The following is a 22781-nucleotide window of genomic DNA, read 5'->3' on the forward strand; positions in this document are numbered from 1 at the left end:
CAACTTATTGATAGTGTTTTATGTTCAGATAATGCCCGATGACTTTGTCATGCAGCTCCACCGATTTTGAGAACGACAGCGACTTCCGTCCCAGCCGTGCCAGGTGCTGCCTCAGATTCAGGTTATGCCGCTCAATTCGCTGCGTATATCGCTTGCTGATTACGTGCAGCTTTCCCTTCAGGCGGGATTCATACAGCGGCCAGCCATCCGTCATCCATATCACCACGTCAAAGGGTGACAGCAGGCTCATAAGACGCCCCAGCGTCGCCATAGTGCGTTCACCGAATACGTGCGCAACAACCGTCTTCCGGAGACTGTCATACGCGTAAAACAGCCAGCGCTGGCGCGATTTAGCCCCGACATAGCCCCACTGTTCGTCCATTTCCGCGCAGACGATGACGTCACTGCCCGGCTGTATGCGCGAGGTTACCGACTGCGGCCTGAGTTTTTTAAGTGACGTAAAATCGTGTTGAGGCCAACGCCCATAATGCGGGCTGTTGCCCGGCATCCAACGCCATTCATGGCCATATCAATGATTTTCTGGTGCGTACCGGGTTGAGAAGCGGTGTAAGTGAACTGCAGTTGCCATGTTTTACGGCAGTGAGAGCAGAGATAGCGCTGATGTCCGGCGGTGCTTTTGCCGTTACGCACCACCCCGTCAGTAGCTGAACAGGAGGGACAGCTGATAGAAACAGAAGCCACTGGAGCACCTCAAAAACACCATCATACACTAAATCAGTAAGTTGGCAGCATCACCTATCCATCATTATGAATTCGCTCTGCAATCGTCATTATTCGCTCCCTGTGTTGTGGCATTCGACGGGTAAGTTCACTGATAAACTCATTAAAACGCGCTTCATCGCCAGTCAGTAAAATGTAATTTAACAGCGCAGTTATCTGGCTGTCATTAGCACACTCTGTAACCAGTAATACTACCAGTTGATCGATAAGCCCCATCAGATCGCGCTGGCGAATATGCTTTTGGATCAACTCCAACAGGGCGACTCTGCGATGCTGCACAATCTCGTCGTCTGGCACGACAGTAACATCCACCAGCGGGAACGCGGCGTTATAAAGCTTCCGTGCGGTAGTCGGGTCGGCAAATTCGTCCAGCCAGCACAGGGACCAGGGGTAAGGACTACGGCTACCGTGATAAAATAGCATCGGGATGACCAACGGTAGCGGCTGGCGTTTATCATGCTCTATATGGCGCTGCATCACCGCCATGGAATAGCGCATCAGGCGAAAGGCCATATGAATGTCCTCGCGGCTCTGATGTTCAATCACCACATAGATATAGCCATCGCCTTCGCGGGTCTTTACCGACCATAAAATATCGGAGTGTAGCGCCCGCAATTTTTCATCGACAAAGCTGGCGGATTCCAGTTTTAAGCTATCGAGATCGCACAGTTCACGTAAATCTTTAGGTAAGTGAATCTCCATAAAATCCCGCGCAGTGTCAGGGTGCGTGAGAAAGGTTTTAAATAATGCATCATGCGGCGTGCTGGTCGTGAAGTTTGTCATGGCGATCCATCACCTGTTGAAAAAGATGGCCTGACTTTAGCGACTAACAAAACCATTCTCACCCGGCAATTTCCCATTCCCCGAGGCGCTTTCCAGGCTATTTTTATTCTTCTGCAAACGATACATTTTTCCGGAAACAAGCTCGCGTTTTACATGTCCTGTACCCGGCAGATATTCCCCTTTCCACCGCGCTCTTTTGATTAACCGCAAATTTTAATTACACTTAAGGTGTATATTTTCTATGCAACCCATCAATTCAAGAGGTGTAATGTGCTGATGACTATTTGTAATCGTTATACATTCTGACCCGAAGTCAGAAAGTATTTCTCTGTCTGTGTGTTCACAGGCAGTGTGGTTGATTACATGAAATTCAGTACATTTGCAGTCTCGTTGCCCTTCTCACCTGCCTTTCGTCATTACCGACGGTATTGAATTTCGTTTTCCCCGTTGGGGTTCTCCGGACAAGGAGTTGTTTGTTATGCCACGTTTTTTTACCCGCCATGCCGCCACGCTGTTTTTCCCGATGGCGTTGATTTTGTATGACTTTGCTGCGTATCTGTCGACGGATCTGATCCAGCCTGGGATCATTAATGTGGTACGTGATTTTAATGCCGATGTCAGTCTGGCCCCTGCTGCCGTCAGTCTCTATCTTGCTGGCGGTATGGCGTTACAGTGGCTGCTGGGGCCGCTTTCCGACAGAATTGGCCGCAGGCCGGTGCTGATTACCGGGGCGCTAATTTTTACCCTTGCCTGCGCCGCGACAATGTTCACAACGTCTATGACACAGTTTCTTATCGCGCGTGCAATTCAGGGCACCAGTATCTGTTTTATTGCCACCGTTGGTTATGTCACGGTGCAGGAGGCGTTCGGACAGACAAAAGGGATCAAGTTGATGGCGATTATCACCTCCATCGTACTGATTGCGCCGATTATCGGCCCGCTTTCCGGCGCAGCTCTGATGCACTTTATGCACTGGAAAGTCCTTTTTGCCATCATTGCGGTTATGGGTTTTATCTCATTTGTTGGCTTACTGTTGGCGATGCCAGAGACGGTGAAGCGCGGCGCGGTTCCGTTTAGCGCCAAAAGCGTCTTGCGCGATTTTCGTAATGTCTTTTGCAATCGGCTGTTCCTCTTTGGCGCAGCAACCATCTCTTTAAGCTATATCCCGATGATGAGCTGGGTGGCTGTCTCGCCGGTGATCCTTATCGATGCAGGCAGCTTAACAACTTCGCAGTTCGCCTGGACACAGGTTCCGGTGTTCGGCGCGGTGATTGTTGCGAATGCCATCGTGGCGCGTTTTGTTAAAGATCCGACCGAACCGCGGTTTATCTGGCGTGCCGTACCCATTCAACTGGTCGGCCTCTCGCTGTTGATTGTCGGCAATCTGCTGTCGCCGCACGTCTGGCTGTGGTCGGTGCTGGGCACCAGTCTGTATGCTTTCGGGATTGGTTTGATTTTCCCGACCTTATTCCGCTTTACGCTGTTTTCCAATAAGTTACCGAAAGGGACCGTCTCCGCATCGCTAAATATGGTGATCCTGATGGTGATGTCGGTCTCGGTCGAAATCGGCCGCTGGCTATGGTTTAACGGCGGTCGCTTGCCGTTTCATCTGTTAGCCGTTGTGGCGGGCGTTATCGTCGTTTTCACCCTGGCGGGATTGCTCAATCGCGTGCGCCAGCATCAGGCAGCCGAGCTAGTGGAGGAGCAGTGATTTTTGCGCGATCCTGCCGTCAGGCTCTATTCTTAACGTTATGAATAAACTCATCGAACTCAGACGCGCCAAAAGGTTGGCGCTCTCTTTACTGCTTATCGCCGCTGCTACCTTTGTCGTTACGCTGTTTTTGCCGCCCAATTTTTGGGTGAGCGGCGTGAAGGCGATTGCTGAAGCGGCGATGGTCGGCGCGCTGGCGGACTGGTTTGCGGTGGTGGCGCTGTTTCGCCGCGTGCCGATTCCGATCATTTCTCGCCATACGGCGATTATCCCGCGTAATAAAGACCGGATTGGCGAAAATCTCGGCCAGTTCGTGCAGGAAAAATTTCTTGATACTCAATCCCTGGTGGCATTGATTCGACGCCACGAACCGGCGTTGCTGATTGGCAACTGGTTTAGCCAGCCAGAAAACGCCCGCCGCGTTGGTCAGCATCTGTTGCAGATCATGAGCGGTTTTCTCGAACTTACCGATGATGCGCGTATTCAGCGCCTGCTTAAGCGCGCGGTCCATCGGGCGATTGATAAGGTCGATCTTTCCGGCACCAGTGCGTTGATGCTGGAGAGTATGACCAAAAACGATCGTCATCAGGTGCTGCTGGATACGCTGATCGCACAGTTGATCGCCCTTCTCCAGCGCGATAAATCGCGCAAGTTTATCGCCCAGCAAATTGTTCGCTGGCTGGAGAGCGAGCATCCACTGAAAGCCAAAATTCTCCCCACCGAATGGTTGGGCGAACATAGCGCGGAGTTGGTTTCTGACGCGGTGAATTCTTTGCTTGATGATATTAGTCGCGATCGTGCGCATCAGATCCGCCATGCGTTTGATCGCGCCACCTTCGCCCTGATCGACAAGCTGAAAAACGATCCGGAAATGGCAGCGCGAGCCGATGCCGTAAAAAGCTATCTGAAAGAAGATGAAGCTTTTAATCGCTATCTCAGTGAATTGTGGGGGGATTTACGGGAATGGCTGAAAGTGGATATCAACAGTGAAGATTCTCGTGTGAAAGAACGCATCGCACGAGCGGGTCAATGGTTTGGCGAAACGTTAATTGCCGATGATGCCTTGCGGGCGTCGTTAAATGGTCATCTTGAACAAGCCGCGCACCGCGTCGCGCCTGAGTTTTCCGCATTCCTGACGCGCCACATCAGCGATACGGTAAAAAGCTGGGATGCGCGGGATATGTCGCGGCAAATAGAGTTAAATATCGGCAAAGATCTGCAGTTTATTCGTGTCAACGGTACGCTGGTTGGCGGTTGTATTGGGCTAATTTTATATTTGCTGTCGCAGCTCCCGGCCTTGTTCCCCCTCGGCAATTTTTAGAAATCCATGAAAAACTAAGTGGCTAACCGCGAGAGAGATCAAATAAACCATACTAAAAGAATGGTAATAATGTGGCCTCTTTTCATTATCTCCCGTGGTACGGGGAAGGAAAATCATGTCACTTGTCACCGATCTACCCGCCATTTTCGATCAGTTCTCTGAAGCTCGCCAGACAGGCTTTCTCACCGTCATGGATCTCAAGGAGCGCGGCATTCCGCTGGTTGGCACTTACTGCACCTTTATGCCGCAAGAGATCCCGATGGCAGCCGGTGCGGTTGTGGTTTCGCTCTGTTCCACCTCTGATGAAACCATTGAAGAAGCGGAGAAAGATCTGCCGCGCAACCTCTGCCCGCTGATTAAAAGCAGCTACGGCTTCGGCAAAACCGATAAATGCCCCTACTTCTACTTTTCGGATCTGGTGGTCGGTGAAACCACCTGCGACGGCAAAAAGAAAATGTATGAATACATGGCGGAGTTTAAGCCTGTTCATGTGATGCAATTGCCCAACAGCGTTAAGGACGATGCCTCGCGTGCGTTATGGAAAGCCGAGATGCTGCGCTTGCAAAAAACGGTAGAAGAACGTTTTGGGCACGAGATTAGCGAAGATGCTCTGCGCGATGCCATTGCGCTGAAAAACCGCGAACGTCGCGCACTGGCTAATTTTTATCATCTTGGGCAGTTAAATCCTCCGGCGCTTAGCGGCAGCGACATTCTGAAAGTGGTTTACGGCGCAACCTTCCGGTTCGATAAAGAGGCGTTGATCAATGAACTGGATGCAATGACCGCCCGCGTTCGTCAGCAGTGGGAAGAAGGCCAGCGACTGGACCCGCGTCCGCGCATTTTAATCACCGGCTGCCCGATTGGCGGCGCAGCAGAAAAAGTGGTGCGCGCGATTGAAGAGAATGGCGGCTGGGTTGTCGGTTATGAAAACTGCACCGGGGCGAAAGCGACCGAGCAATGCGTGGCAGAAACGGGCGATGTCTACGACGCGCTGGCGGATAAATATCTGGCGATTGGCTGCTCCTGTGTTTCGCCGAACGATCAGCGCCTGAAAATGCTCAGCCAGATGGTGGAGGAATATCAGGTCGATGGCGTAGTTGATGTGATTTTGCAGGCGTGCCATACCTACGCGGTGGAATCGCTGGCGATTAAACGTCATGTGCGCCAGCAGCACAACATTCCTTATATCGCTATTGAAACAGACTACTCCACCTCGGATGTCGGGCAGCTCAGTACCCGTGTCGCGGCCTTTATTGAGATGCTGTAAGGAGTGGCAGTGGCATATTCGATTGGCATTGATTCCGGCTCAACCGCCACCAAAGGGATCTTACTGGCAGACGGCGTGATTACGCGCCGTTTCCTCGTTCCAACCCCCTTTCGCCCGGCAACAGCAATTACTGAAGCCTGGGAAACTCTGCGCGAAGGGTTAGAGACAACGCCGTTTCTGACGCTCACCGGCTACGGGCGGCAACTGGTGGATTTTGCCGATAAACAGGTAACGGAAATCTCCTGTCACGGGCTGGGCGCACGGTTTCTTGCGCCAGCAACGCGCGCGGTAATCGACATCGGTGGTCAGGACAGCAAAGTGATTCAGCTTGATGATGACGGTAACCTGTGCGATTTCCTGATGAATGACAAATGCGCGGCGGGCACCGGGCGTTTCCTGGAGGTGATCTCGCGCACGCTTGGCACCAGCGTCGAGCAACTCGACAGCATTACCGAAAATGTCACGCCGCACGCCATCACGAGTATGTGCACAGTGTTTGCTGAATCAGAAGCGATCAGCCTGCGCTCAGCGGGCGTCGCGCCAGAAGCGATTCTCGCCGGAGTGATTAACGCGATGGCGCGGAGGAGTGCCAATTTCATTGCTCGTCTCTCCTGTGAAGCGCCGATTCTGTTTACTGGTGGCGTTAGTCATTGCCAGAAGTTTGCCCGGATGCTGGAATCTCACCTGCGAATGCCGGTAAATACCCATCCTGATGCGCAATTTGCTGGCGCAATTGGCGCGGCGGTAATTGGTCAACGAGTGAGGACACGCCGATGAAAGAGTTTTTATTTTTATTTCACTCCACGGTCGGCGTCATACAAACCCGCAAAGCGTTGCAGGCAGCGGGCATGACTTTTCGCGTCAGCGATATTCCCCGTGATTTACGCGGCGGCTGCGGGTTATGCATTTGGCTGACCTGTCCCCCCGGCGAGGAAATACAATGGGTGATCCCTGGGCTGACTGAGTCAATTTATTGCCAGCAGGATGGTGTCTGGCGCTGCATTGCACATTACGGGGTTTCTCCGCGTTAAGGATTCATTAAGGTCGCTACGTATACTTCTCGATATCTTATTGATTTGCCTTAAAGGGATTACCGTGACAAAAAGTATTTCGTTAAGTAAACGCATCTCCGTTATTGTGATTCTTTTTGCCATTGTGGCAGTGTGTACTTTCTTCGTGCAATCTTGCGCCCGTAAAAGCAATCATGCAGCATCATTTCAGAATTACCACGCCACCATTGACGGCAAAGAAATTGCAGGCATAACGAATAATATCTCTTCGCTGACCTGGTCGGCACAAAGCAATACTCTTTTTAGCACTATCAACAAACCTGCCGCCATTGTTGAAATGACCACCAATGGTGATTTTATCCGCACAATTCCTCTGGATTTTGTTAAGGATCTCGAGACGATCGAATACATTGGCGATAATCAGTTTGTCATTAGCGATGAGCGCGATTACGCCATTTATGTGATTTCACTGACCCCAAACTCGGAAGTAAAAATCCTCAAAAAAATAAAAATCCCGCTGCAAGACTCCCCAACCAATTGCGGTTTTGAAGGGTTGGCTTATTCTCGCCAGGATCACACTTTCTGGTTTTTTAAAGAGAAAAATCCGATTGAGGTCTACAAAGTTAACGGGCTGTTAAGTAGCAATGAATTACACATCAGCAAAGACGAGGCACTACAACGGCAATTTACTTTAGATGATGTGTCCGGCGCAGAATTTAACCAGCAAAAAAATACGCTTCTGGTGCTGTCTCATGAATCTCGCGCACTCCAGGAAGTAACCCTGGTTGGCGAGGTTATCGGTGAAATGTCACTAACCAAAGGCAGTCGAGGTTTGTCGCATAACATCAAACAGGCCGAAGGGGTTGCGATGGATGCCTCTGGTAATATTTATATCGTTAGCGAACCAAATCGTTTTTATCGCTTTACCCCTCAATCATCGCATTAACAGGCTGGCATGCTTCACCTTTTTGTTATTAACTTGTTAACAACAAAAATGACAAACAAGGTTAAACATGCCTTCGTCCACGCATCCCGTAGAACGCTTTTCTTTCAGCACCGCGCTTTTCGGGATGCTGGTTCTGACCTTAGGTATGGGTTTAGGCCGCTTCCTTTATACGCCTATGTTGCCCGTCATGATGGCGGAAGGATCGTTTTCATTTAGCCAGCTCTCGTGGATTGCCAGCGGCAACTATGCGGGGTATCTGGCTGGCAGTCTGCTATTTTCTTTTGGCGCATTTCACCAGCCATCGCGCCTGCGCCCATTTCTGTTGGCTTCTGCCCTGGCGAGCGGGTTGTTGATCCTCGCAATGGCATGGTTGCCGCCATTTATTCTGGTGTTATTGATTCGCGTCCTGGCGGGTGTCGCCAGCGCCGGTATGCTGATTTTTGGTTCGACGCTGATTATGCAGCACACGCGCCATCCTTTTGTGCTGGCAGCTTTGTTTTCTGGCGTTGGCATTGGCATCGCACTGGGCAATGAATATGTTCTGGCAGGCCTGCATTTTGACCTCTCCTCGCAAACGTTATGGCAAGGCGCCGGGGCGCTTTCTGGCATGATGCTGATTGCACTTACGCTTTTAATGCCCTCGAAAAAACACGCCATCACACCAATGCCATTGGCAAAAACGGAGCAACAGATAATGAGCTGGTGGTTACTGGCTATTCTGTACGGCCTGGCGGGATTTGGTTATATCATCGTCGCGACTTACCTGCCGCTCATGGCGAAAGATGCAGGCTCACCATTGTTAACCGCCCATCTCTGGACGTTAGTCGGCTTATCAATTGTGCCTGGTTGCTTTGGCTGGCTATGGGCAGCAAAACGTTGGGGGGCTTTGCCCTGCCTGACGGCGAATTTGCTGGTGCAGGCTATCTGTGTGCTGCTTACTCTCGCCAGCGACTCGCCTCTCTTGCTTATCATCAGCAGTCTTGGTTTTGGCGGTACCTTTATGGGCACGACATCTCTGGTGATGACTATCGCCCGCCAACTGAGCGTACCGGGAAATCTCAATCTTTTAGGCTTTGTGACGCTCATTTACGGCATTGGGCAAATCCTCGGCCCGGCGCTGACCAGTATGCTCAGCAATGGAACATCGGCGCTTGCCAGCGCCACTCTCTGCGGCGCGGCGGCGTTGTTTATTGCTGCGCTTATCAGCACAGTGCAATTATTTAAGCTACAAGTGGTCACTTCATGAGGGAAGTTTCCCTTACCACTCAAGAAACTCAACCGCAACCGTTGATGTCAGCCAGACCCCGTTTTCCGCTTGCCAGAAAGGGAGGCCTCGTTTCGCCATTTCCTGTGCTTTGACGGTTAAAATAACCGGCGATCCGTGTCTTGCTCCCACTTTGCGTGCCGTTGCTTCATCAGCAGAGAGATGTACGTAGTGACGCTCACCTGCAATCAGCCCCTGTTTTTTTATCTCGTCAAGGAAACGGCTTGCCGTACCGTGGTAGAGAAACTGTGGCGGTGTTTTTTCGGCAAAGGAAATAGCGACCTGCGAAGTCGAATGCCCCTGAACCGCGCGGATGCACCTACCATCACTGGAATAACTAAAACGCTTTTTATCGCTGGTGGCAACCACAGTATCCAGCAATGCACGGGTTAACCGCTTGCCCGCTTTTTGGGCACAAAGTATGAGCTTATCGATATCCGCCCATCCTTCACGGTCCAGTACGATACCAATCGCCTCCGGTTTGTGTCGGAGGACAAAACTTAAAAACTTGCTCGTATCCGCCAGCTCTTTTTCGTTGTACTTTGCCATCTCGTTTTCGTCCCTGGATTTTCTGTTTTTATTTACTGATGTCATTGTCACTTGGTTTATGAATTTTCTGCAACTCAATCCTGCGCAGAGCCTTTTCCACACAGCGTAATTTTTCCGCTATGCAAAAAACGCATAGCCAGAAACATACTTGCATTTTCCCCATACCCACATGGCTGATAAGGTTTTTCAGTTCCAGGAATTTTCCTGGCTCAAGCAACACACAAACACAAAAAAACAATGGGGATTGTTATGACACAACAAGGGGATGCTGTAGCCGGGGAGCTGGCGACAGAAAAAGTGGGCATTAAAGGGTATCTGGCCTTTTTTCTCACCATAATCTTTTTTTCCGGTGTTTTTTCCGGAACAGACAGCTGGTGGCGCGTTTTTGATTTTTCCGTTCTGAACGGATCGTTTGGGCAACTGCCTGGTGCGAACGGAGCCACCACCTCATTTCGCGGCGCGGGTGGCGCGGGGGCTAAAGATGGCTTTCTCTTTGCGCTGGAGCTGGCACCGTCAGTCATTCTCTCTCTGGGGATTATTTCAATTACCGATGGTCTTGGTGGATTACGCGCCGCGCAGCAGTTAATGACACCTGTGCTAAAACCGTTGTTGGGCATTCCTGGGATCTGCTCGCTGGCGCTGATCGCTAACCTGCAAAACACCGATGCCGCCGCCGGTATGACCAAAGAGCTGGCGCAGGAAGGTGAAATTACCGAACGCGATAAAGTGATTTTCGCCGCATATCAAACCAGCGGTAGCGCCATCATCACCAACTACTTCTCTTCCGGCGTCGCGGTGTTTGCCTTTCTGGGCACGTCCGTAATCGTACCTTTAGCCGTCATCCTGGTGTTTAAATTTGTCGGAGCCAACATTTTGCGCGTCTGGCTTAACTTCGAAGAACGTCGCAACCCAACGCAAGGAGCGCAAGCATGACAACTCAGGTCCGCAAAAACGTCATGGATATGTTTATCGATGGCGCGCGCCGTGGCTTTACTATCGCCACGACCAACCTGCTGCCAAACGTGGTGATGGCGTTTGTCATCATTCAGGCGCTGAAAATTACCGGCCTGCTCGACTGGGTGGGGCATATCTGTGAACCCGTAATGGCGCTGTGGGGATTACCCGGTGAAGCGGCAACCGTCCTTTTAGCCGCATTAATGAGTATGGGTGGCGCAGTCGGTGTTGCCGCCAGTCTGGCAACCGCTGGCGCATTAACCGGTCACGATGTCACCGTTTTACTGCCCGCGATGTATTTAATGGGCAACCCGGTGCAAAATGTCGGTCGCTGCCTGGGGACAGCCGAAGTGAATGCCAAATATTACCCGCATATCATTACGGTCTGCGTGATTAACGCATTGCTGTCGATCTGGGTTATGCAGCTTATTGTTTAACAAGGAGTTACCATGATTGATTATACCGCAGCCGGTTTTACCCTGCTGCAGGGAGCGCATTTGTATGCGCCGGAAGATCGGGGAATTTGCGATGTCCTCGTCGCTAACGGCAAAATTATCGCCGTTGCCAGCAATATCCCTTCTGACATTGTACCGAACTGCACGGTTGTCGATCTCAGTGGGCAGATCCTCTGCCCAGGTTTTATTGATCAACACGTCCATTTGATTGGCGGTGGCGGCGAAGCAGGTCCCACGACGCGCACGCCGGAAGTGGCGCTAAGTCGCCTGACGGAAGCGGGCGTCACGTCAGTGGTTGGTCTGCTGGGCACCGACTCTATCTCTCGCCACCCGGAATCCCTGCTCGCCAAGACCCGTGCGCTCAATGAAGAAGGCATCAGCGCCTGGATGCTGACCGGCGCTTATCATGTCCCTTCCCGCACCATTACGGGTTCCGTGGAAAAAGACGTGGCGATTATCGATCGTGTGATTGGCGTGAAATGCGCCATCTCTGATCACCGTTCTGCCGCACCGGACGTTTATCACCTGGCCAATATGGCGGCAGAATCCCGCGTTGGCGGTTTGCTCGGCGGTAAACCTGGCGTCACCGTGTTCCACATGGGCGACAGTAAAAAGGCGTTACAGCCTATTTATGACCTGCTGGAAAACTGCGATGTGCCGATCAGCAAGCTGCTGCCGACCCACGTTAACCGCAACGTACCGTTGTTTGAGCAGGCGCTGGAGTTCGCGCGCAAAGGCGGCACCATCGATATCACCAGCAGCATTGACGAACCGGTCGCCCCTGCCGAAGGTATTGCCCGCGCCGTTCAGGCGGGTATTCCGCTGGCACGCGTCACCCTCAGCTCCGACGGCAACGGTAGCCAGCCGTTCTTCGATGACGAAGGGAATTTAACCCATATCGGTGTTGCCGGTTTTGAAACGTTGCTGGAAACCGTGCAGGTGCTGGTCAAAGACTATGATTTCAGTATCAGCGATGCCCTGCGCCCGCTCACCAGTAGCGTAGCCGGTTTCCTTAACCTGACCGGGAAAGGCGAAATTCTGCCAGGCAATGATGCTGACTTGCTGGTCATGACGCCAGAACTGCGCATTGAGCAGGTATACGCTCGCGGCAAACTGATGGTCAAAGACGGCAAAGCCTGCGTGAAAGGAACGTTTGAAACGGCTTAAACGGTTGTCAGCCGCCCGAATGGACGTAGAATGCCCGCAAGGGCGGCTGACAGAGTAAAACGTAATGGATGACTGTGGTGCGATTTTGCATAATATTGAAACCAAATGGCTTTATGATTTTCTGACCCTGGAAAAATGCCGCAATTTTTCCCAGGCGGCAGTCAGTCGCAACGTCTCGCAACCGGCATTCAGCCGCCGCATCCGTGCGCTGGAACAGGCGATTGGTGTTGAATTGTTTAACCGCCAGGTAACGCCGCTGCAACTCTCAGAACAAGGGAAAATCTTCCATTCGCAGATCCGCCATCTGTTGCAACAGTTAGAGAGCAATCTGGCAGAGCTGCGTGGCGGCAGCGATTACGCGCAACGAAAAATCAAGATAGCCGCTGCACACTCTCTTTCCCTCGGGCTGTTACCGTCCATTATCAGCCAGATGCCGCCGCTCTTTACCTGGGCAATTGAAGCTATTGATGTCGATGAAGCGGTCGATAAACTGCGTGAAGGGCAAAGTGACTGTATTTTTTCCTTTCACGACGAAGATTTGCTGGAAGCGCCGTTTGACCACATTCGCTTATTTGAATCTCAATTGTTCCCTGTCTGCGCCAGTGACGAACACGGAGAAGCACTTTTTAACCTCGCGCAGCCACACTTTCCGTTACTGAATTACAGCCGCAACTCCTACATGGGGCGATTGATTAATCGCACCCTGACGCGCCACAGTGAGTTAAGTTTCAGCACCTTTTTTGTCTCTTCGATGAGCGAGCTTTTAAAGCAGGTTGCCCTCGACGGCTGTGGGATTGCCTGGCTGCCGGAGTACGCCATCCAACAAGAAATTCGCAGCGGGAAGCTCGTTGTACTGAATCGGGACGAACTGGTGATCCCGATTCAGGCCTATGCATACCGGATGAATACCCGCATGAATCCCGTTGCCGAACGCTTCTGGCGTGAACTGCGCGAGCTGGAGATTGTGCTTAGCTGACATTCTCCAGCGTCGCACTGCGCCAACCGCCATTATCCCAGACCAGATCAAACGTTAGCGGTTCATCGTCGTGGTACAGCATTATCTCAAGGCTGATCGCCAGAGTGTGGCAGTACGCTTCTTTCAAATTAACCTGCAACGCCGCAATCCGTGGCTCATGAAATAACAGTGCAGAACGCAGCTGACGGCAATACCAGCTCTGGAGATGTTTGTCGCTCGGGTTATGCACTTGCCACTCGGGCATGCCTGAAACAAGTAATGACGGTAATGCCGAATGAGGAGAATTAAAAAGAGTGAGGAGATCGCTGCATACCGATTTACGCAGCGATGACGTTTTATTGCCTGAAATTTCAGGTAAAACAGCCTGAAGTGATTGTCGCATCATTTTGCGCACTCCTGACGTTTAGCAACATATGCGGCTTGCCCTGAACACCGGGCACCACTGTATTGATGCTCATTTCCCATAGCCATTCCCTTTTGTTCATTACATCCATGTCAGTCTGAGACAGGCCTGAATCCTGTCAGCAAAGTATAAAACCTTACTTGCCTATGAATATCTACTGACTTTTCAGGAAAAAAGTCATGATTTGATAAAAATCATCAAACTCAAAAAAAAACCGCTAGTATATTCTGAATATTCCGAATAGTTACGTAGATGAAAATACTTGTCACCGCTGCTACTTAATTCCGGTGGGAAATTATTTATTTCCGCATAATCAGCCATGTATTATTTGAAACAATTAGTTTGTAAATAATATAAATTGATAACATATCAAATACATCAAAAATACCATTCACAGGCATTATTAATATAGACCTCAATATAGCAACATCAAATTCCAATTAGTAATAAGATATGCTTTTAAATTGCATGCAAATAATTTTAAATGAGCGTTTTTTGATACTTTAGAGTGTTTCCTACCCTTTAATATCACCGTGTAGAGTTGATATCACTACAACAGAAACATGCATGTCATTTGTTTACTTCTCTTTTTACTACAGAAAAATTTATCTATTTTTCTAAACATCAGTGAAATACTCATAAAAGGTAACTATTATGTCTATGCCATTAAGCAATGCCCTTCAGAGTCAAATTATTACAGATGCTCACTTCCTTCATCACCCAATAGTCGACAGTGAGTTTACACGTAAATTAAAATATGCACGCATGGATTCGGAAAACATCTATCTTCCGCCTCTTACTCGTGGCAATAACCATAATTACGATGGAAAAAGCGTTGTCGAAATTAGAAAACTTGATATTAGTAAAGAGCCTTGGCCATTTAATTATGTGACAGGAGCATGCAGAGAATCCGATGGTATTACAACAACAGGACGTATGCTCTATCGGAACTTGAAAATCACCTCAGCTTTAGACGAAATATATGGTGGCATATGTAAAAAGGCGCATGCTACCACAGAGTTAGCAGAAGGTTTACGGCTAAATTTATTTATGAAGAGCCCTTTCGATCCTGTTGAGGACTATACAGTTCATGAAATAACATTAGGCCCTGGTTGCAATGTTCCTGGTTATGCCGGAACCACGATAGGATATATTTCAACCCTTCCAGCTTCTCAGGCAAAAAGATGGACCAATGAGCAGCCAAGGATTGATATCTATATTGATCAGATAATGACGGTAACAGGGGTAGCAAATTCTTCCGGATTCGCCCTTGCCGCATTACTTAATGCTAATATTGAGTTGGGTAATGACCCAATAATTGGTATAGAAGCCTATCCCGGTACCGCGGAGATCCATGCAAAAATGGGATATAAAGTTATCCCGGGTGATGAAAATGCACCACTCAAACGTATGACTCTGCAACCGTCATCTCTTCCAGAACTGTTTGAATTAAAAAATGGTGAATGGAATTATATTGGTAAATAACTACCAGGAAGAATGAGTACTAACATTCAGGTTATACAGATAGCTAAACAATACCCTGCAATTTACAAAGTAATACTCATTGCGACTTCTTAATTTAAGAAAGCGCAAGGAACGTTTACCCTTGCGCTTATTATAATAAGTCAGGCGTCGACTTTATCCAGCGGCCATGAATCAAACAGATAGCCATCAAAATAAATATCGTCAACGTTCGAGAATTCCAGCAGACGTTGCTTAACGTTTTCCAGATGCTGCCACATTGCCAGCTTCGCCGCTCGGGCATCTTTTTTGATTAACGCGGCGAGGATCTGTTTGTGATCGCCCAACCACTCTTTGCGATACAGGCTGTCATCCAGATGGCTGTGCAACTGGATCCACATTGGATTGTTTTCCCGCCACTGCCAGGACTGACGGAACAGCTCCACCAGCATGCTGTTATGCGTTGCTTCGGCAATAGCGAGATGGAACTGCATGTCACCGCTTTCGCTGCTGCCCGGCGCACTGGAAGCCAGTTCACGCTCTTCCAGTTGCAATGCCTGACGCATTTTGACGATATCTTCGCGGGTAGCCTGCAAAGCGGCAAACTCGGCGATGTTGCTCTCCAATAACTGCCGCGCCTGTAACAGCTCAAAAGGACCGGCATCGTTGCAGACGTTGGCATCCGGACTGTCTGTGTTCTGGCTGCCTGAGTTATCAAGAACATAGATACCGGCACCCCGGCGTACTTCCACCAGCCCTTTGATCTCCAGCATGATCAGCGCTTCACGTACCACCGTCCGCGTGACATCAAGCATTTCTGCAATTTCACGCTCCGGCGGCAGCCGTTCGCCAGGATTGTACGGCGTCTTTATGATCAGATCGCGGATCATCGCCCCGACTTCCTGGTAAGGTCTTTGCGCAGAGGTGGCAGATTTCATGGTGTTGTGTCCGTTAGGTGCGGTTAATCAAATTTTTGCCGGATGCGGCGTGAACGCCTTATCCGGCCTACAACGGGCAATTTTACGGCCCCCGTTAATCTCAAACTATACCATTAGCACTGGAAGTTGGCACGTACAGGTGGGCAAAAAAACGAAAACTGGTCAACCAAATATCAGTTTGATTGACCAGTAAGTCTGTAGGGTAATCAGTTAGTTACAGCGCAGCCACACACTCGCGCGCACCGCGTTCGCACAGCTGCTGATATGCCGCCGTCACTGCGCCAACAAAGTCGGCATTCTGCGGCAGATCATCGGCAAAAATACCGCTCAGGCCCAGCAGCGCTTTCACGCGGTCTGCGCCCTGATACTGCGCGTTGATCTTCTGGAACTCCGCCAGCATCGGGTCGACCACGTCAATGGCATTACCCTGCTCATCCACGCCCTGGGTGTAACGCATCCAGCCAGCCACGCCCAGCGCCAGGTGACGCCAGCTGCCGCCGTTTTGCAGGTGCAGACGCACCGGGTCCAGCAGACGCTGCGGTAACTTCTGGCTGCCGTCCATCGCAATCTGCCAGGTACGGTGACGCAGAGACGGGTTGCTGAAACGCTCGATCAGCAGCGTCGCATAGGCGTTCAGGTCTGTACCTTCCGGCATCGACAGCGTTGGCGCTTGTTCCTGCATCATCAGGGCAAAGGCCGCTTTGCGATAAGCCGGGTTAGTCACGGTGTCGGCAATGGTTTCATAGCCGCCGAGGTAACCGAGGTACGCCAGAAAAGAGTGGCTGCCGTTCAGCATACGCAGCTTCATCATTTCGAACGGCACAACGTCTGCAACGAACTGTGCGCCCACTTTATCCCAATCCGGGCGACCATTAACGAAGTTATCTTCAATCACCCACTGACGGAACGGTTCGCAGGCAATGGCGCACGGGTCGTAAACACCCAGCTGGTCAGCAATTTCCTGTATGGTTTCTGGCGTCGCCGCCGGAACGATGCGGTCAACCATGGTGCACGGGAAGGTGACATTTTCTTCAATCCATGCCGCCAGCTGCGGGTCACGCGCCTGAGCCAGCCCCAGTACCGCGACCTTCGCCACATGACCGTTTTCACGCACGTTATCGCAGGACATCACCGTAAACGCTTTCAACCCTTTTTCACGACGCAGACGCAACGCTTCGACGATGTAACCAATCGCGGACTTCGGCGCAGTCGGGTTTTCCAGATCGTGCTTGATCAGCGGGTTATTGAGATCCAGTTGACCGCTTGCCGCATCAGCGCAGTAGCCTTTTTCCGTGACCGTTAGAGAGACAATCGCCGTTTGCGGACGCGCCATCGCGTTGAGAATACCTTCGCAGCCATCGATTTCCGGATGCAGCGCTTCTTTCATCGAACCGATAATTTTCAGCTCGGTGCTCTCTGCGCCTTTTTCCGCTACGGTGTACAGCAGTTGCTGTTTTTTCAGGTTTTCGATCAGCACGCGGTCGTTGCCTGGCATCAGGTTAACTTCGCAGATGCCCCAGTCGCTGTCGGTGCTTTCCAGCAGATGATGGGTATACAGCGCCTGGTGCGCGCGGTGAAACGCCCCGCAACCGAGATGCACAATGCGTGATTCCAGACGAGAATGATCCCATGACGGGCGGGCAACCGGCAGATTGCTGTCAACAATAGTAGTCATCGTAAACTCCAGAATCCGTCTTCAAAGAGTGACGGCAAGGAAGAAGGAACCGGCACGGCGCGCAGCCATGCCGGTGGATATTAACGGCTAAAGAAAGCGCGCTGGATCGCCAGTTCGACACCGCGAACTTCGGCCAGGCCTTTCAGACGACCAATTGCGGAGTAACCTGGGTTGGTTTTCTTCTTCAGGTCGTCCAGCATCTGATGACCGTGGTCCGGACGCATCGGGATCAGGTCTTCTTTGCCTTCCGCTTTACGACGGTGTTCTTCTTCAACAATCGCTTTCACCACTTCGTACATATCAACGTCACCGTTCAGGTGCGCCGCTTCGTGGAAGGTTTTCGGGTTATCTTCACGCATGGTGGAGCGCAGATGGGTGAAGTAAATACGCGGACCGAACTGCTTGATCATATCAACCAGATCGTTGTCAGCACGCACGCCGTAGGAACCGGTGCACATGGTAAAACCGTTTGCCATGCTGTTTACGGTATCAACCATCCACTGCATATCTTCAATGGTGGAAACAATGCGCGGCAGGCCGAGGATCGGGCGCGGCGGATCGTCCGGGTGAACAGCCATACGCACGCCGACTTCTTCAGCAACTGGAATAATCGCTTTCAGGAAGACGGCAAAGTTTTCGCGCAGCTTCGCTTTGTCGATATCTTTGTACAGCTCCAGGTGTTTACGGAACTGGTCGAGGGTGTAGCCTTCTTCCGCGCCCGGAAGACCAGCAATGATGTTACGGGTCAGACGCGCTTTGTCTTCATCGCTCATAGTGGCGAAGCGTTCAGCTGCCTGAGCAATTTCTTCTTCGGTGTAATCCGCTTCCGCGCCTGGGCGTTTCAGGATATGCATTTCGAATGCAGCGAATTCGATCTGGTCGAAGCGCAGAGCTTTGGAGCCGTCTGGCAGCACGTATTCGAGGTCAGTACGGGTCCAGTCGAGCACCGGCATGAAGTTGTAGCACACGGTGCGAATGCCACACTGCGCCAGGTTGCGCAGAGTCTGCTGATAGTTAGCGATCCACTGCTCATAGTTGCCAGTGTGGGTTTTGATATCTTCGTGAATTGGCACGCTTTCTACGACAGACCACACCAGGCCTGCGTCTTCAATGATCGCCTTGCGTTTGAGGATCTCTTCAACGGACCATACTTCGCCGTTCGGGATATGGTGCAGCGCGGTAACCACGCCAGTTGCGCCCGCCTGACGGACATCAGCTAAAGAAACCGGATCGTTTGGGCCGTACCAGCGCCAGGTCTGTTCCATGATTTTTCCTCTTTCACATAGTGGGTTCCACAGCAAAGAGACGCGGAACCCTGGAGTTGTTTAGGTATCCGGATGAACAACCAGACCGCAGCCGTGGCGTTGCATCGGATGAGATGGCGTATAAGTTCTACCTTTTGGTAAGACATGTCAACCCGAATTCTGAAATTGGTTAACCACATCACAAGAATTTCACTCTCATGGTTGTTGCTGCAAATTGCAGCAAAGGGTAATCGATGGTTATTGATCAGAGGATGTGACATTCATCGCAACAATGGTTGACCAATTTACATAACATATCGCCCAAAATAACAACGGTTCAACCAGGTAAGGTAAAACGTTATGCATGTGCTTAACATTCTCTGGGTGGTATTCGGCATTGGTCTGATGCTGGTACTGAATTTGAAGTTCAAAATCAATTCAATGGTGGCTTTGTTGGTGGCGGCGCTGTCCGTCGGGATGCTGGCGGGCATGGATTTGATGTCGCTGCTGCACACTATGAAAGCGGGCTTCGGCAACACGCTGGGGGAACTGGCTATCATCGTGGTGTTCGGTGCGGTCATCGGTAAATTGATGGTCGACTCCGGCGCGGCTCACCAGATAGCGCATACGCTGCTGGCGCGTCTCGGTCTGCGCTATGTACAGCTGTCGGTGATTATCATCGGCCTGATTTTTGGTCTGGCGATGTTCTATGAAGTGGCCTTTATCATGTTAGCGCCGCTGGTTATTGTTATTGCCGCCGAAGCTAAAATTCCGTTCCTGAAACTGGCGATCCCGGCAGTAGCAGCTGCCACTACCGCACATTCACTGTTCCCACCGCAGCCGGGTCCGGTGGCGCTGGTGAATGCTTATGGCGCGGATATGGGGATGGTTTATATCTATGGCGTACTGGTGACGATCCCAAGTGTAATCTGCGCAGGTCTGATCCTGCCGAAGTTCCTCGGCAATCTTGAGCGCCCAACGCCATCATTCCTGAAAGCAGATCAACCGGTAGATATGAATAATCTGCCCTCTTTCGGCGTTTCGATTCTGGTGCCGCTGATCCCGGCGATCATTATGATCTCTACCACCATCGCCAATATCTGGCTGGTAAAAGATACCCCTGCCTGGGAAGTGGTTAACTTTATCGGTTCCTCGCCGATTGCAATGTTTATTGCGATGGTGGTTGCATTCGTACTCTTTGGCACCGCACGTGGTCATGACATGCAGTGGGTGATGAACGCTTTTGAAAGCGCGGTGAAGAGTATTGCAATGGTGATTCTGATCATCGGTGCGGGTGGCGTGCTGAAGCAGACCATCATCGACACCGGCATTGGCGACACCATCGGCATGTTGATGTCCCACGGCAATATCTCGCCCTACATCATGGCATGGCTGATCACTGTGCTAATTCGTCTGGCGACGGGTCAGGGTGTCGTTTCGGCGATGACCGCCGCCGGGATTATCAGTGCTGCAATCCTAGATCCAGCAACTGGTCAGCTGGTTGGCGTGAATCCGGCGCTGCTGGTACTGGCGACGGCTGCGGGTTCCAACACCCTCACCCACATTAACGATGCATCTTTCTGGTTGTTCAAAGGTTACTTTGACCTGTCAGTAAAAGACACGTTGAAAACCTGGGGTCTGCTGGAGCTGGTCAACTCCGTGGTTGGGCTGATTATTGTGCTGATTATTAGCATGGTAGCGTAAAAGGACACCAGAGCCTGCCAATGGCAGGCTCAGACTGATGACAAAGTCTAAAAATGTGCCCGGACAGTCCCCTCGCCCCTCCGGGGAGAGGGTTAGGGTGAGGGGAACAGACCAGCAAAGTGCGCTTTGTTTATGCCAGATGCGACGCTGACGCGTCTTATCTGGCCTACAAAGGGCTAACGTGCAGGTTTTTAGCTTCAGGTAATATTGCGTACCAGCATTAGCAATGTCCTGTGATTTCTTTATTGATAAACAAAAGTCACGCCAATAATCGATTGCACATTCCCTGCAGTCACCTGCCCTCCGGTACGTGCATAATTTGCCGTTAATCCCAGACTCACCGCCGAAGTCCCTACTGCTCCTAACGATACCGTGTTATTCGCTGGAATAATCGTACCGTTGCGCGTCAACTGTACGCCGACGCCCTGTGCAGGTGAAAACGACGCGGTATTGGTGAAAATCGAGTTGCCCGCATCTGCGGTTGTGCCGGAGAGGTAATACCCCAGGTTTTGGCTTTTCGCACAATAAACGGTAAGAGGAATTGGCACTGAACCAGGGTAGTCCGGCAGAGTAACGGTGACATCACGAGCAGAAACATCGCAGCCGCCAGTAGGCACCACCACATCATTATTGGCGTAAATATTCCACACAAACTGGAAATCATCGCTGTTATAGTTGTTGGTCTGTCGCAAAATAAGCACGGCAATTAATGAGCCAGCTTTAATCGCCCCCCCGCCCGCACTGCTCACAGGCGTCAAATAAAGCGCCACCGGCCACGGCTTATCCGTTCTCGAATTATAAACAACGCGCGGCGTTTCGCTGGTGGTAGGAAATGGATAGCTACTGCCACTATATTTTACGGTCCCGGAAAAATTAGATAACACGCCGCCATAAGCCGAGCCTCGTTGCAGTGTGACATAGTCTGTAATGGTTTCCGGATAATCGTTATGGCAAAAGATTTGCGTCGAAAGATCCACGACCAGGTTTTGCCCCACATTCACGACGGGCGCAAGGTTTACATAAACATTGGCGCTGCCACCGCCAATAGGGATAGCGGTACCATTGGCGGTTTTACAGGCGAATGACCAGGCATTTACCGACCAGCCCATCAGCAGTACAGCAAACAGGGTAATAACTCGTTTCATTACAATCATCTCTTCGGGTTCAGCTGTAGGTATAGGTGATGCTAATCACTGCCTGAATGGTTCCCTGAGTGGCTCCGCCATTTACTGTCAATGCTCTGACCTGTAACGGGAAGTGCGCTGATTGTGAGGAATCATCCACCTGAACTGTTTTGGTTGCGCCAGTATTCAATGTGTTGCCACTGTCATCCTGTAGCTCTAACTGGATGTTTTGCGCGGTCCCCTGGTTTTTATAATATCCGGTACTGTCGGCTGCCCCGCTGAAGCTGGCAGTGACCCTCGACGTTCCCACCGGACAATTAGTCAACTCAAGCGCAACATCATGCCAGGCCGATGCCGCCCCGGCAGACATAAGACTGAAAGAATAAAGATCGCCGAGATCAACCGTGGCATTGGTGGTGGAAACCGTACACGGTTTGGCGACGACCTTACCGTTCACCGTGATGGTGACATCGGCTGCCTGTATCGTCGCACTTGCGAGCGCCAATATTGCCGCCAATACATACCCACGTTTGCACCATTTCATGAGCATCTCCAGTTACTGATATTCAAGAGTGAAGGTAGCCGTGGCATTGATATGCCCCGCAGTGACAGGCACCTGTGTCGCCATTAGCCGGGCGTAAAAATTCAGCGTATTTGGTTTACCCGGCGTCAGGGTCGTCCACGAAAGCGCGGACGATGGAGCATTAAGGGGTATTTGATTTTGCTGCTCATTCAGAAGCTGTATTCCCAGTCCCGAAGCCGCTGACACCGTATTTTCAAGTGCAAGCAGGTTGGCATTGTGGCTATCTGCAACGCCAGTAAACCCAACCTTTACGGCAGAAACGGCATTACCACAGGGTGACAGCAAAATACGAAATGGAACAACAGGAGTCGTCGCGCCAATGTTGTTAAATTGCTTCGCCGCGTTTTCCATCAGATCAACAGTAAAATTGGTTGATTCAGCGGCCACACTACAGCCGTTATCCCTGACATAGCCGCGGATAGTAATCGTGCTATCCGCAGCCAAAGCGTGACTCACCGCCAGCCACAAAAAAGCGCACAGAAGATAAAAAGGTTTGTTTCTCATC

The 22781-nt window shown here is 51.0% G+C and carries 24 protein-coding genes and 1 pseudogene; 13 read left to right on the plus strand and 12 right to left on the minus strand.

The window, feature by feature from the left end:
- Nucleotides 1–4: 4 nt before the first annotated feature.
- Nucleotides 5–702 (minus strand): IS1-like element IS1A family transposase gene (locus KXD89_RS19005; RefSeq protein ID WP_094096600.1). Its coding sequence is split into 2 segments (ribosomal slippage): nt 5–453 and nt 453–702, totalling 699 coding nucleotides; the frame shifts between segments, so codons are not numbered across the junction.
- A gap of 57 nt (nt 703–759) precedes the next feature.
- Nucleotides 760–1524, minus strand: a pseudogene (locus KXD89_RS19010) (Rpn family recombination-promoting nuclease/putative transposase); the annotation flags it as partial.
- A gap of 478 nt (nt 1525–2002) precedes the next feature.
- On the opposite strand from KXD89_RS19010, the gene mdtM reads away from it, so the two are divergent.
- The 7 genes from mdtM (at nt 2003) to KXD89_RS19045 (ending at nt 9025) form a co-directional block, all read left to right on the plus strand.
- A complete protein-coding gene (gene mdtM / locus KXD89_RS19015; protein WP_001137036.1) occupies nt 2003–3235 on the plus strand; it encodes a multidrug efflux MFS transporter MdtM in 1233 nt (410 codons plus the stop codon).
- Between the two features lie 40 nt (nt 3236–3275).
- Complete coding sequence (locus KXD89_RS19020) at nt 3276–4556, plus strand: DUF445 domain-containing protein (RefSeq protein ID WP_001037419.1); 1281 nt, start codon at nt 3276–3278, stop codon at nt 4554–4556.
- Nucleotides 4557–4671: 115 nt separating this feature from the next.
- Nucleotides 4672–5823 carry a double-cubane-cluster-containing anaerobic reductase gene (locus KXD89_RS19025; protein ID WP_001300012.1) on the plus strand — a complete coding sequence of 384 codons (1152 nt, stop codon included), beginning with the start codon at nt 4672–4674 and terminating at the stop codon, nt 5821–5823.
- Nucleotides 5824–5832: 9 nt separating this feature from the next.
- Entirely contained in the window at nt 5833–6600 is a 768-nt protein-coding gene (gene yjiL, locus KXD89_RS19030; RefSeq protein ID WP_000331745.1) for a putative 2-hydroxyacyl-CoA dehydratase activator YjiL, read from the plus strand.
- The gene (locus tag KXD89_RS19035) at nt 6597–6854 is read left to right on the plus strand and encodes a DUF3343 domain-containing protein (protein WP_000657675.1); all 258 of its coding nucleotides are present in this window, start codon (nt 6597–6599) and stop codon (nt 6852–6854) included. Before yjiL ends, KXD89_RS19035 begins: the two co-directional genes overlap by 4 nt.
- A gap of 64 nt (nt 6855–6918) precedes the next feature.
- The gene (locus KXD89_RS19040; RefSeq protein WP_001318795.1) at nt 6919–7779 is read left to right on the plus strand and encodes an SdiA-regulated domain-containing protein; all 861 of its coding nucleotides are present in this window, start codon (nt 6919–6921) and stop codon (nt 7777–7779) included.
- Nucleotides 7780–7846: 67 nt separating this feature from the next.
- The gene (locus tag KXD89_RS19045) at nt 7847–9025 is read left to right on the plus strand and encodes an MFS transporter (RefSeq protein ID WP_001141220.1); all 1179 of its coding nucleotides are present in this window, start codon (nt 7847–7849) and stop codon (nt 9023–9025) included.
- A gap of 12 nt (nt 9026–9037) precedes the next feature.
- Here KXD89_RS19045 and kptA read toward each other — a convergent pair whose 3' ends face one another.
- Entirely contained in the window at nt 9038–9592 is a 555-nt protein-coding gene (gene kptA / locus KXD89_RS19050) for an RNA 2'-phosphotransferase (protein WP_001151855.1), read from the minus strand.
- Between the two features lie 249 nt (nt 9593–9841).
- Between kptA and KXD89_RS19055 the strand changes: the two genes are divergently transcribed.
- The 4 genes from KXD89_RS19055 (at nt 9842) to hypT (ending at nt 13144) form a co-directional block, all read left to right on the plus strand.
- The gene (locus KXD89_RS19055; protein ID WP_001295597.1) at nt 9842–10525 is read left to right on the plus strand and encodes a nucleoside recognition domain-containing protein; all 684 of its coding nucleotides are present in this window, start codon (nt 9842–9844) and stop codon (nt 10523–10525) included.
- Nucleotides 10522–10983: a YjiG family protein gene (locus KXD89_RS19060; protein WP_000211971.1), complete on the plus strand. Its 462-nt coding sequence runs from the start codon at nt 10522–10524 to the stop codon at nt 10981–10983. The genes KXD89_RS19055 and KXD89_RS19060 overlap by 4 nt, the downstream gene beginning before the upstream one ends.
- 12 nt (nt 10984–10995) lie before the next feature.
- Complete coding sequence (iadA, locus tag KXD89_RS19065; RefSeq protein WP_000568432.1) at nt 10996–12168, plus strand: beta-aspartyl-peptidase; 1173 nt, start codon at nt 10996–10998, stop codon at nt 12166–12168.
- Between the two features lie 64 nt (nt 12169–12232).
- Nucleotides 12233–13144: a hypochlorite stress DNA-binding transcriptional regulator HypT gene (gene hypT, locus KXD89_RS19070; protein ID WP_000340740.1), complete on the plus strand. Its 912-nt coding sequence runs from the start codon at nt 12233–12235 to the stop codon at nt 13142–13144.
- On the opposite strand, the gene iraD is transcribed toward hypT, so the two are convergent.
- The 3 genes from iraD to ytiD form a co-directional block, all read right to left on the minus strand.
- Entirely contained in the window at nt 13137–13529 is a 393-nt protein-coding gene (gene iraD / locus KXD89_RS19075) for an anti-adapter protein IraD (protein WP_001309187.1), read from the minus strand. The two genes, hypT and iraD, sit on opposite strands and share 8 nt — an antisense overlap.
- The gene (gene idlP, locus KXD89_RS19080; protein ID WP_122999405.1) at nt 13526–13609 is read right to left on the minus strand and encodes an iraD leader peptide IdlP; all 84 of its coding nucleotides are present in this window, start codon (nt 13607–13609) and stop codon (nt 13526–13528) included. The genes iraD and idlP overlap by 4 nt, the downstream gene beginning before the upstream one ends.
- 115 nt (nt 13610–13724) lie before the next feature.
- Nucleotides 13725–13868, minus strand: a complete 144-nt coding sequence (ytiD, locus tag KXD89_RS22510; RefSeq protein WP_001301448.1) for a protein YtiD — start codon at nt 13866–13868, stop codon at nt 13725–13727.
- 333 nt (nt 13869–14201) lie between these two features.
- Here ytiD and KXD89_RS19085 point away from each other — a divergent pair, with 333 nt between their 5' ends.
- Entirely contained in the window at nt 14202–15032 is an 831-nt protein-coding gene (locus tag KXD89_RS19085) for a YjfZ/YjiC family protein (RefSeq protein WP_000062552.1), read from the plus strand.
- Nucleotides 15033–15172: 140 nt separating this feature from the next.
- Here the strand turns inward: KXD89_RS19085 and uxuR are convergent, their stop codons facing one another.
- The 3 genes from uxuR to uxuA all read right to left on the minus strand — a co-directional run bounded on the left by uxuR (nt 15173) and on the right by uxuA (nt 18886).
- Nucleotides 15173–15946, minus strand: a complete 774-nt coding sequence (gene uxuR / locus KXD89_RS19090) for a Uxu operon transcriptional regulator (RefSeq protein ID WP_000833679.1) — start codon at nt 15944–15946, stop codon at nt 15173–15175.
- Between the two features lie 214 nt (nt 15947–16160).
- Nucleotides 16161–17621 carry a fructuronate reductase gene (locus KXD89_RS19095; RefSeq protein ID WP_000208176.1) on the minus strand — a complete coding sequence of 487 codons (1461 nt, stop codon included), beginning with the start codon at nt 17619–17621 and terminating at the stop codon, nt 16161–16163.
- A gap of 80 nt (nt 17622–17701) precedes the next feature.
- Nucleotides 17702–18886: a mannonate dehydratase gene (gene uxuA / locus KXD89_RS19100; protein ID WP_000438562.1), complete on the minus strand. Its 1185-nt coding sequence runs from the start codon at nt 18884–18886 to the stop codon at nt 17702–17704.
- Nucleotides 18887–19225: 339 nt separating this feature from the next.
- Here uxuA and gntP point away from each other — a divergent pair, with 339 nt between their 5' ends.
- The gene (gntP, locus tag KXD89_RS19105; protein ID WP_000558251.1) at nt 19226–20569 is read left to right on the plus strand and encodes a gluconate permease GntP; all 1344 of its coding nucleotides are present in this window, start codon (nt 19226–19228) and stop codon (nt 20567–20569) included.
- Nucleotides 20570–20811: 242 nt separating this feature from the next.
- On the opposite strand, the gene fimH is transcribed toward gntP, so the two are convergent.
- The 3 genes from fimH to fimF all read right to left on the minus strand — a co-directional run bounded on the left by fimH (nt 20812) and on the right by fimF (nt 22780).
- On the minus strand, nt 20812–21714 hold the full coding sequence (gene fimH, locus KXD89_RS19110) for a type 1 fimbria D-mannose specific adhesin FimH (RefSeq protein ID WP_000832243.1): 903 nt from the start codon (nt 21712–21714) through the stop codon (nt 20812–20814).
- Between the two features lie 19 nt (nt 21715–21733).
- Nucleotides 21734–22177: a fimbrial protein gene (locus KXD89_RS19115; protein WP_077897989.1), complete on the minus strand. Its 444-nt coding sequence runs from the start codon at nt 22175–22177 to the stop codon at nt 21734–21736.
- 72 nt (nt 22178–22249) lie between these two features.
- Nucleotides 22250–22780 carry a type 1 fimbria minor subunit FimF gene (fimF, locus tag KXD89_RS19120; protein ID WP_001244827.1) on the minus strand — a complete coding sequence of 177 codons (531 nt, stop codon included), beginning with the start codon at nt 22778–22780 and terminating at the stop codon, nt 22250–22252.
- Nucleotide 22781 lies beyond the last annotated feature (1 nt).

Origin of the sequence: Escherichia sp. TC-EC600-tetX4 (genome assembly GCF_019356055.1) — a bacterium.
Classification (GTDB): Bacteria; Pseudomonadota; Gammaproteobacteria; order Enterobacterales; family Enterobacteriaceae.

What these genes read in the sequence shown, in the direction of transcription:
- mdtM (WP_001137036.1), top strand. Translation starts at nt 2,003, where the DNA reads ATGCCACGTTTTTTTACCCGCCATGCCGCCACGCTGTTTTTCCCGATG.
- KXD89_RS19020 (WP_001037419.1), top strand. Translation starts at nt 3,276, where the DNA reads ATGAATAAACTCATCGAACTCAGACGCGCCAAAAGGTTGGCGCTCTCT.
- KXD89_RS19025 (WP_001300012.1), top strand. Translation starts at nt 4,672, where the DNA reads ATGTCACTTGTCACCGATCTACCCGCCATTTTCGATCAGTTCTCTGAA.
- KXD89_RS19035 (WP_000657675.1), top strand. Translation starts at nt 6,597, where the DNA reads ATGAAAGAGTTTTTATTTTTATTTCACTCCACGGTCGGCGTCATACAA.
- KXD89_RS19045 (WP_001141220.1), top strand. Translation starts at nt 7,847, where the DNA reads ATGCCTTCGTCCACGCATCCCGTAGAACGCTTTTCTTTCAGCACCGCG.
- kptA (WP_001151855.1), bottom strand. Translation starts at nt 9,592, where the DNA reads ATGGCAAAGTACAACGAAAAAGAGCTGGCGGATACGAGCAAGTTTTTA.
- KXD89_RS19055 (WP_001295597.1), top strand. Translation starts at nt 9,842, where the DNA reads ATGACACAACAAGGGGATGCTGTAGCCGGGGAGCTGGCGACAGAAAAA.
- KXD89_RS19060 (WP_000211971.1), top strand. Translation starts at nt 10,522, where the DNA reads ATGACAACTCAGGTCCGCAAAAACGTCATGGATATGTTTATCGATGGC.
- iadA (WP_000568432.1), top strand. Translation starts at nt 10,996, where the DNA reads ATGATTGATTATACCGCAGCCGGTTTTACCCTGCTGCAGGGAGCGCAT.
- hypT (WP_000340740.1), top strand. Translation starts at nt 12,233, where the DNA reads ATGGATGACTGTGGTGCGATTTTGCATAATATTGAAACCAAATGGCTT.
- iraD (WP_001309187.1), bottom strand. Translation starts at nt 13,529, where the DNA reads ATGATGCGACAATCACTTCAGGCTGTTTTACCTGAAATTTCAGGCAAT.
- idlP (WP_122999405.1), bottom strand. Translation starts at nt 13,609, where the DNA reads ATGGGAAATGAGCATCAATACAGTGGTGCCCGGTGTTCAGGGCAAGCC.
- ytiD (WP_001301448.1), bottom strand. Translation starts at nt 13,868, where the DNA reads ATGGCTGATTATGCGGAAATAAATAATTTCCCACCGGAATTAAGTAGC.
- KXD89_RS19085 (WP_000062552.1), top strand. Translation starts at nt 14,202, where the DNA reads ATGTCTATGCCATTAAGCAATGCCCTTCAGAGTCAAATTATTACAGAT.
- uxuR (WP_000833679.1), bottom strand. Translation starts at nt 15,946, where the DNA reads ATGAAATCTGCCACCTCTGCGCAAAGACCTTACCAGGAAGTCGGGGCG.
- KXD89_RS19095 (WP_000208176.1), bottom strand. Translation starts at nt 17,621, where the DNA reads ATGACTACTATTGTTGACAGCAATCTGCCGGTTGCCCGCCCGTCATGG.
- uxuA (WP_000438562.1), bottom strand. Translation starts at nt 18,886, where the DNA reads ATGGAACAGACCTGGCGCTGGTACGGCCCAAACGATCCGGTTTCTTTA.
- gntP (WP_000558251.1), top strand. Translation starts at nt 19,226, where the DNA reads ATGCATGTGCTTAACATTCTCTGGGTGGTATTCGGCATTGGTCTGATG.
- fimH (WP_000832243.1), bottom strand. Translation starts at nt 21,714, where the DNA reads ATGAAACGAGTTATTACCCTGTTTGCTGTACTGCTGATGGGCTGGTCG.
- fimF (WP_001244827.1), bottom strand. Translation starts at nt 22,780, where the DNA reads ATGAGAAACAAACCTTTTTATCTTCTGTGCGCTTTTTTGTGGCTGGCG.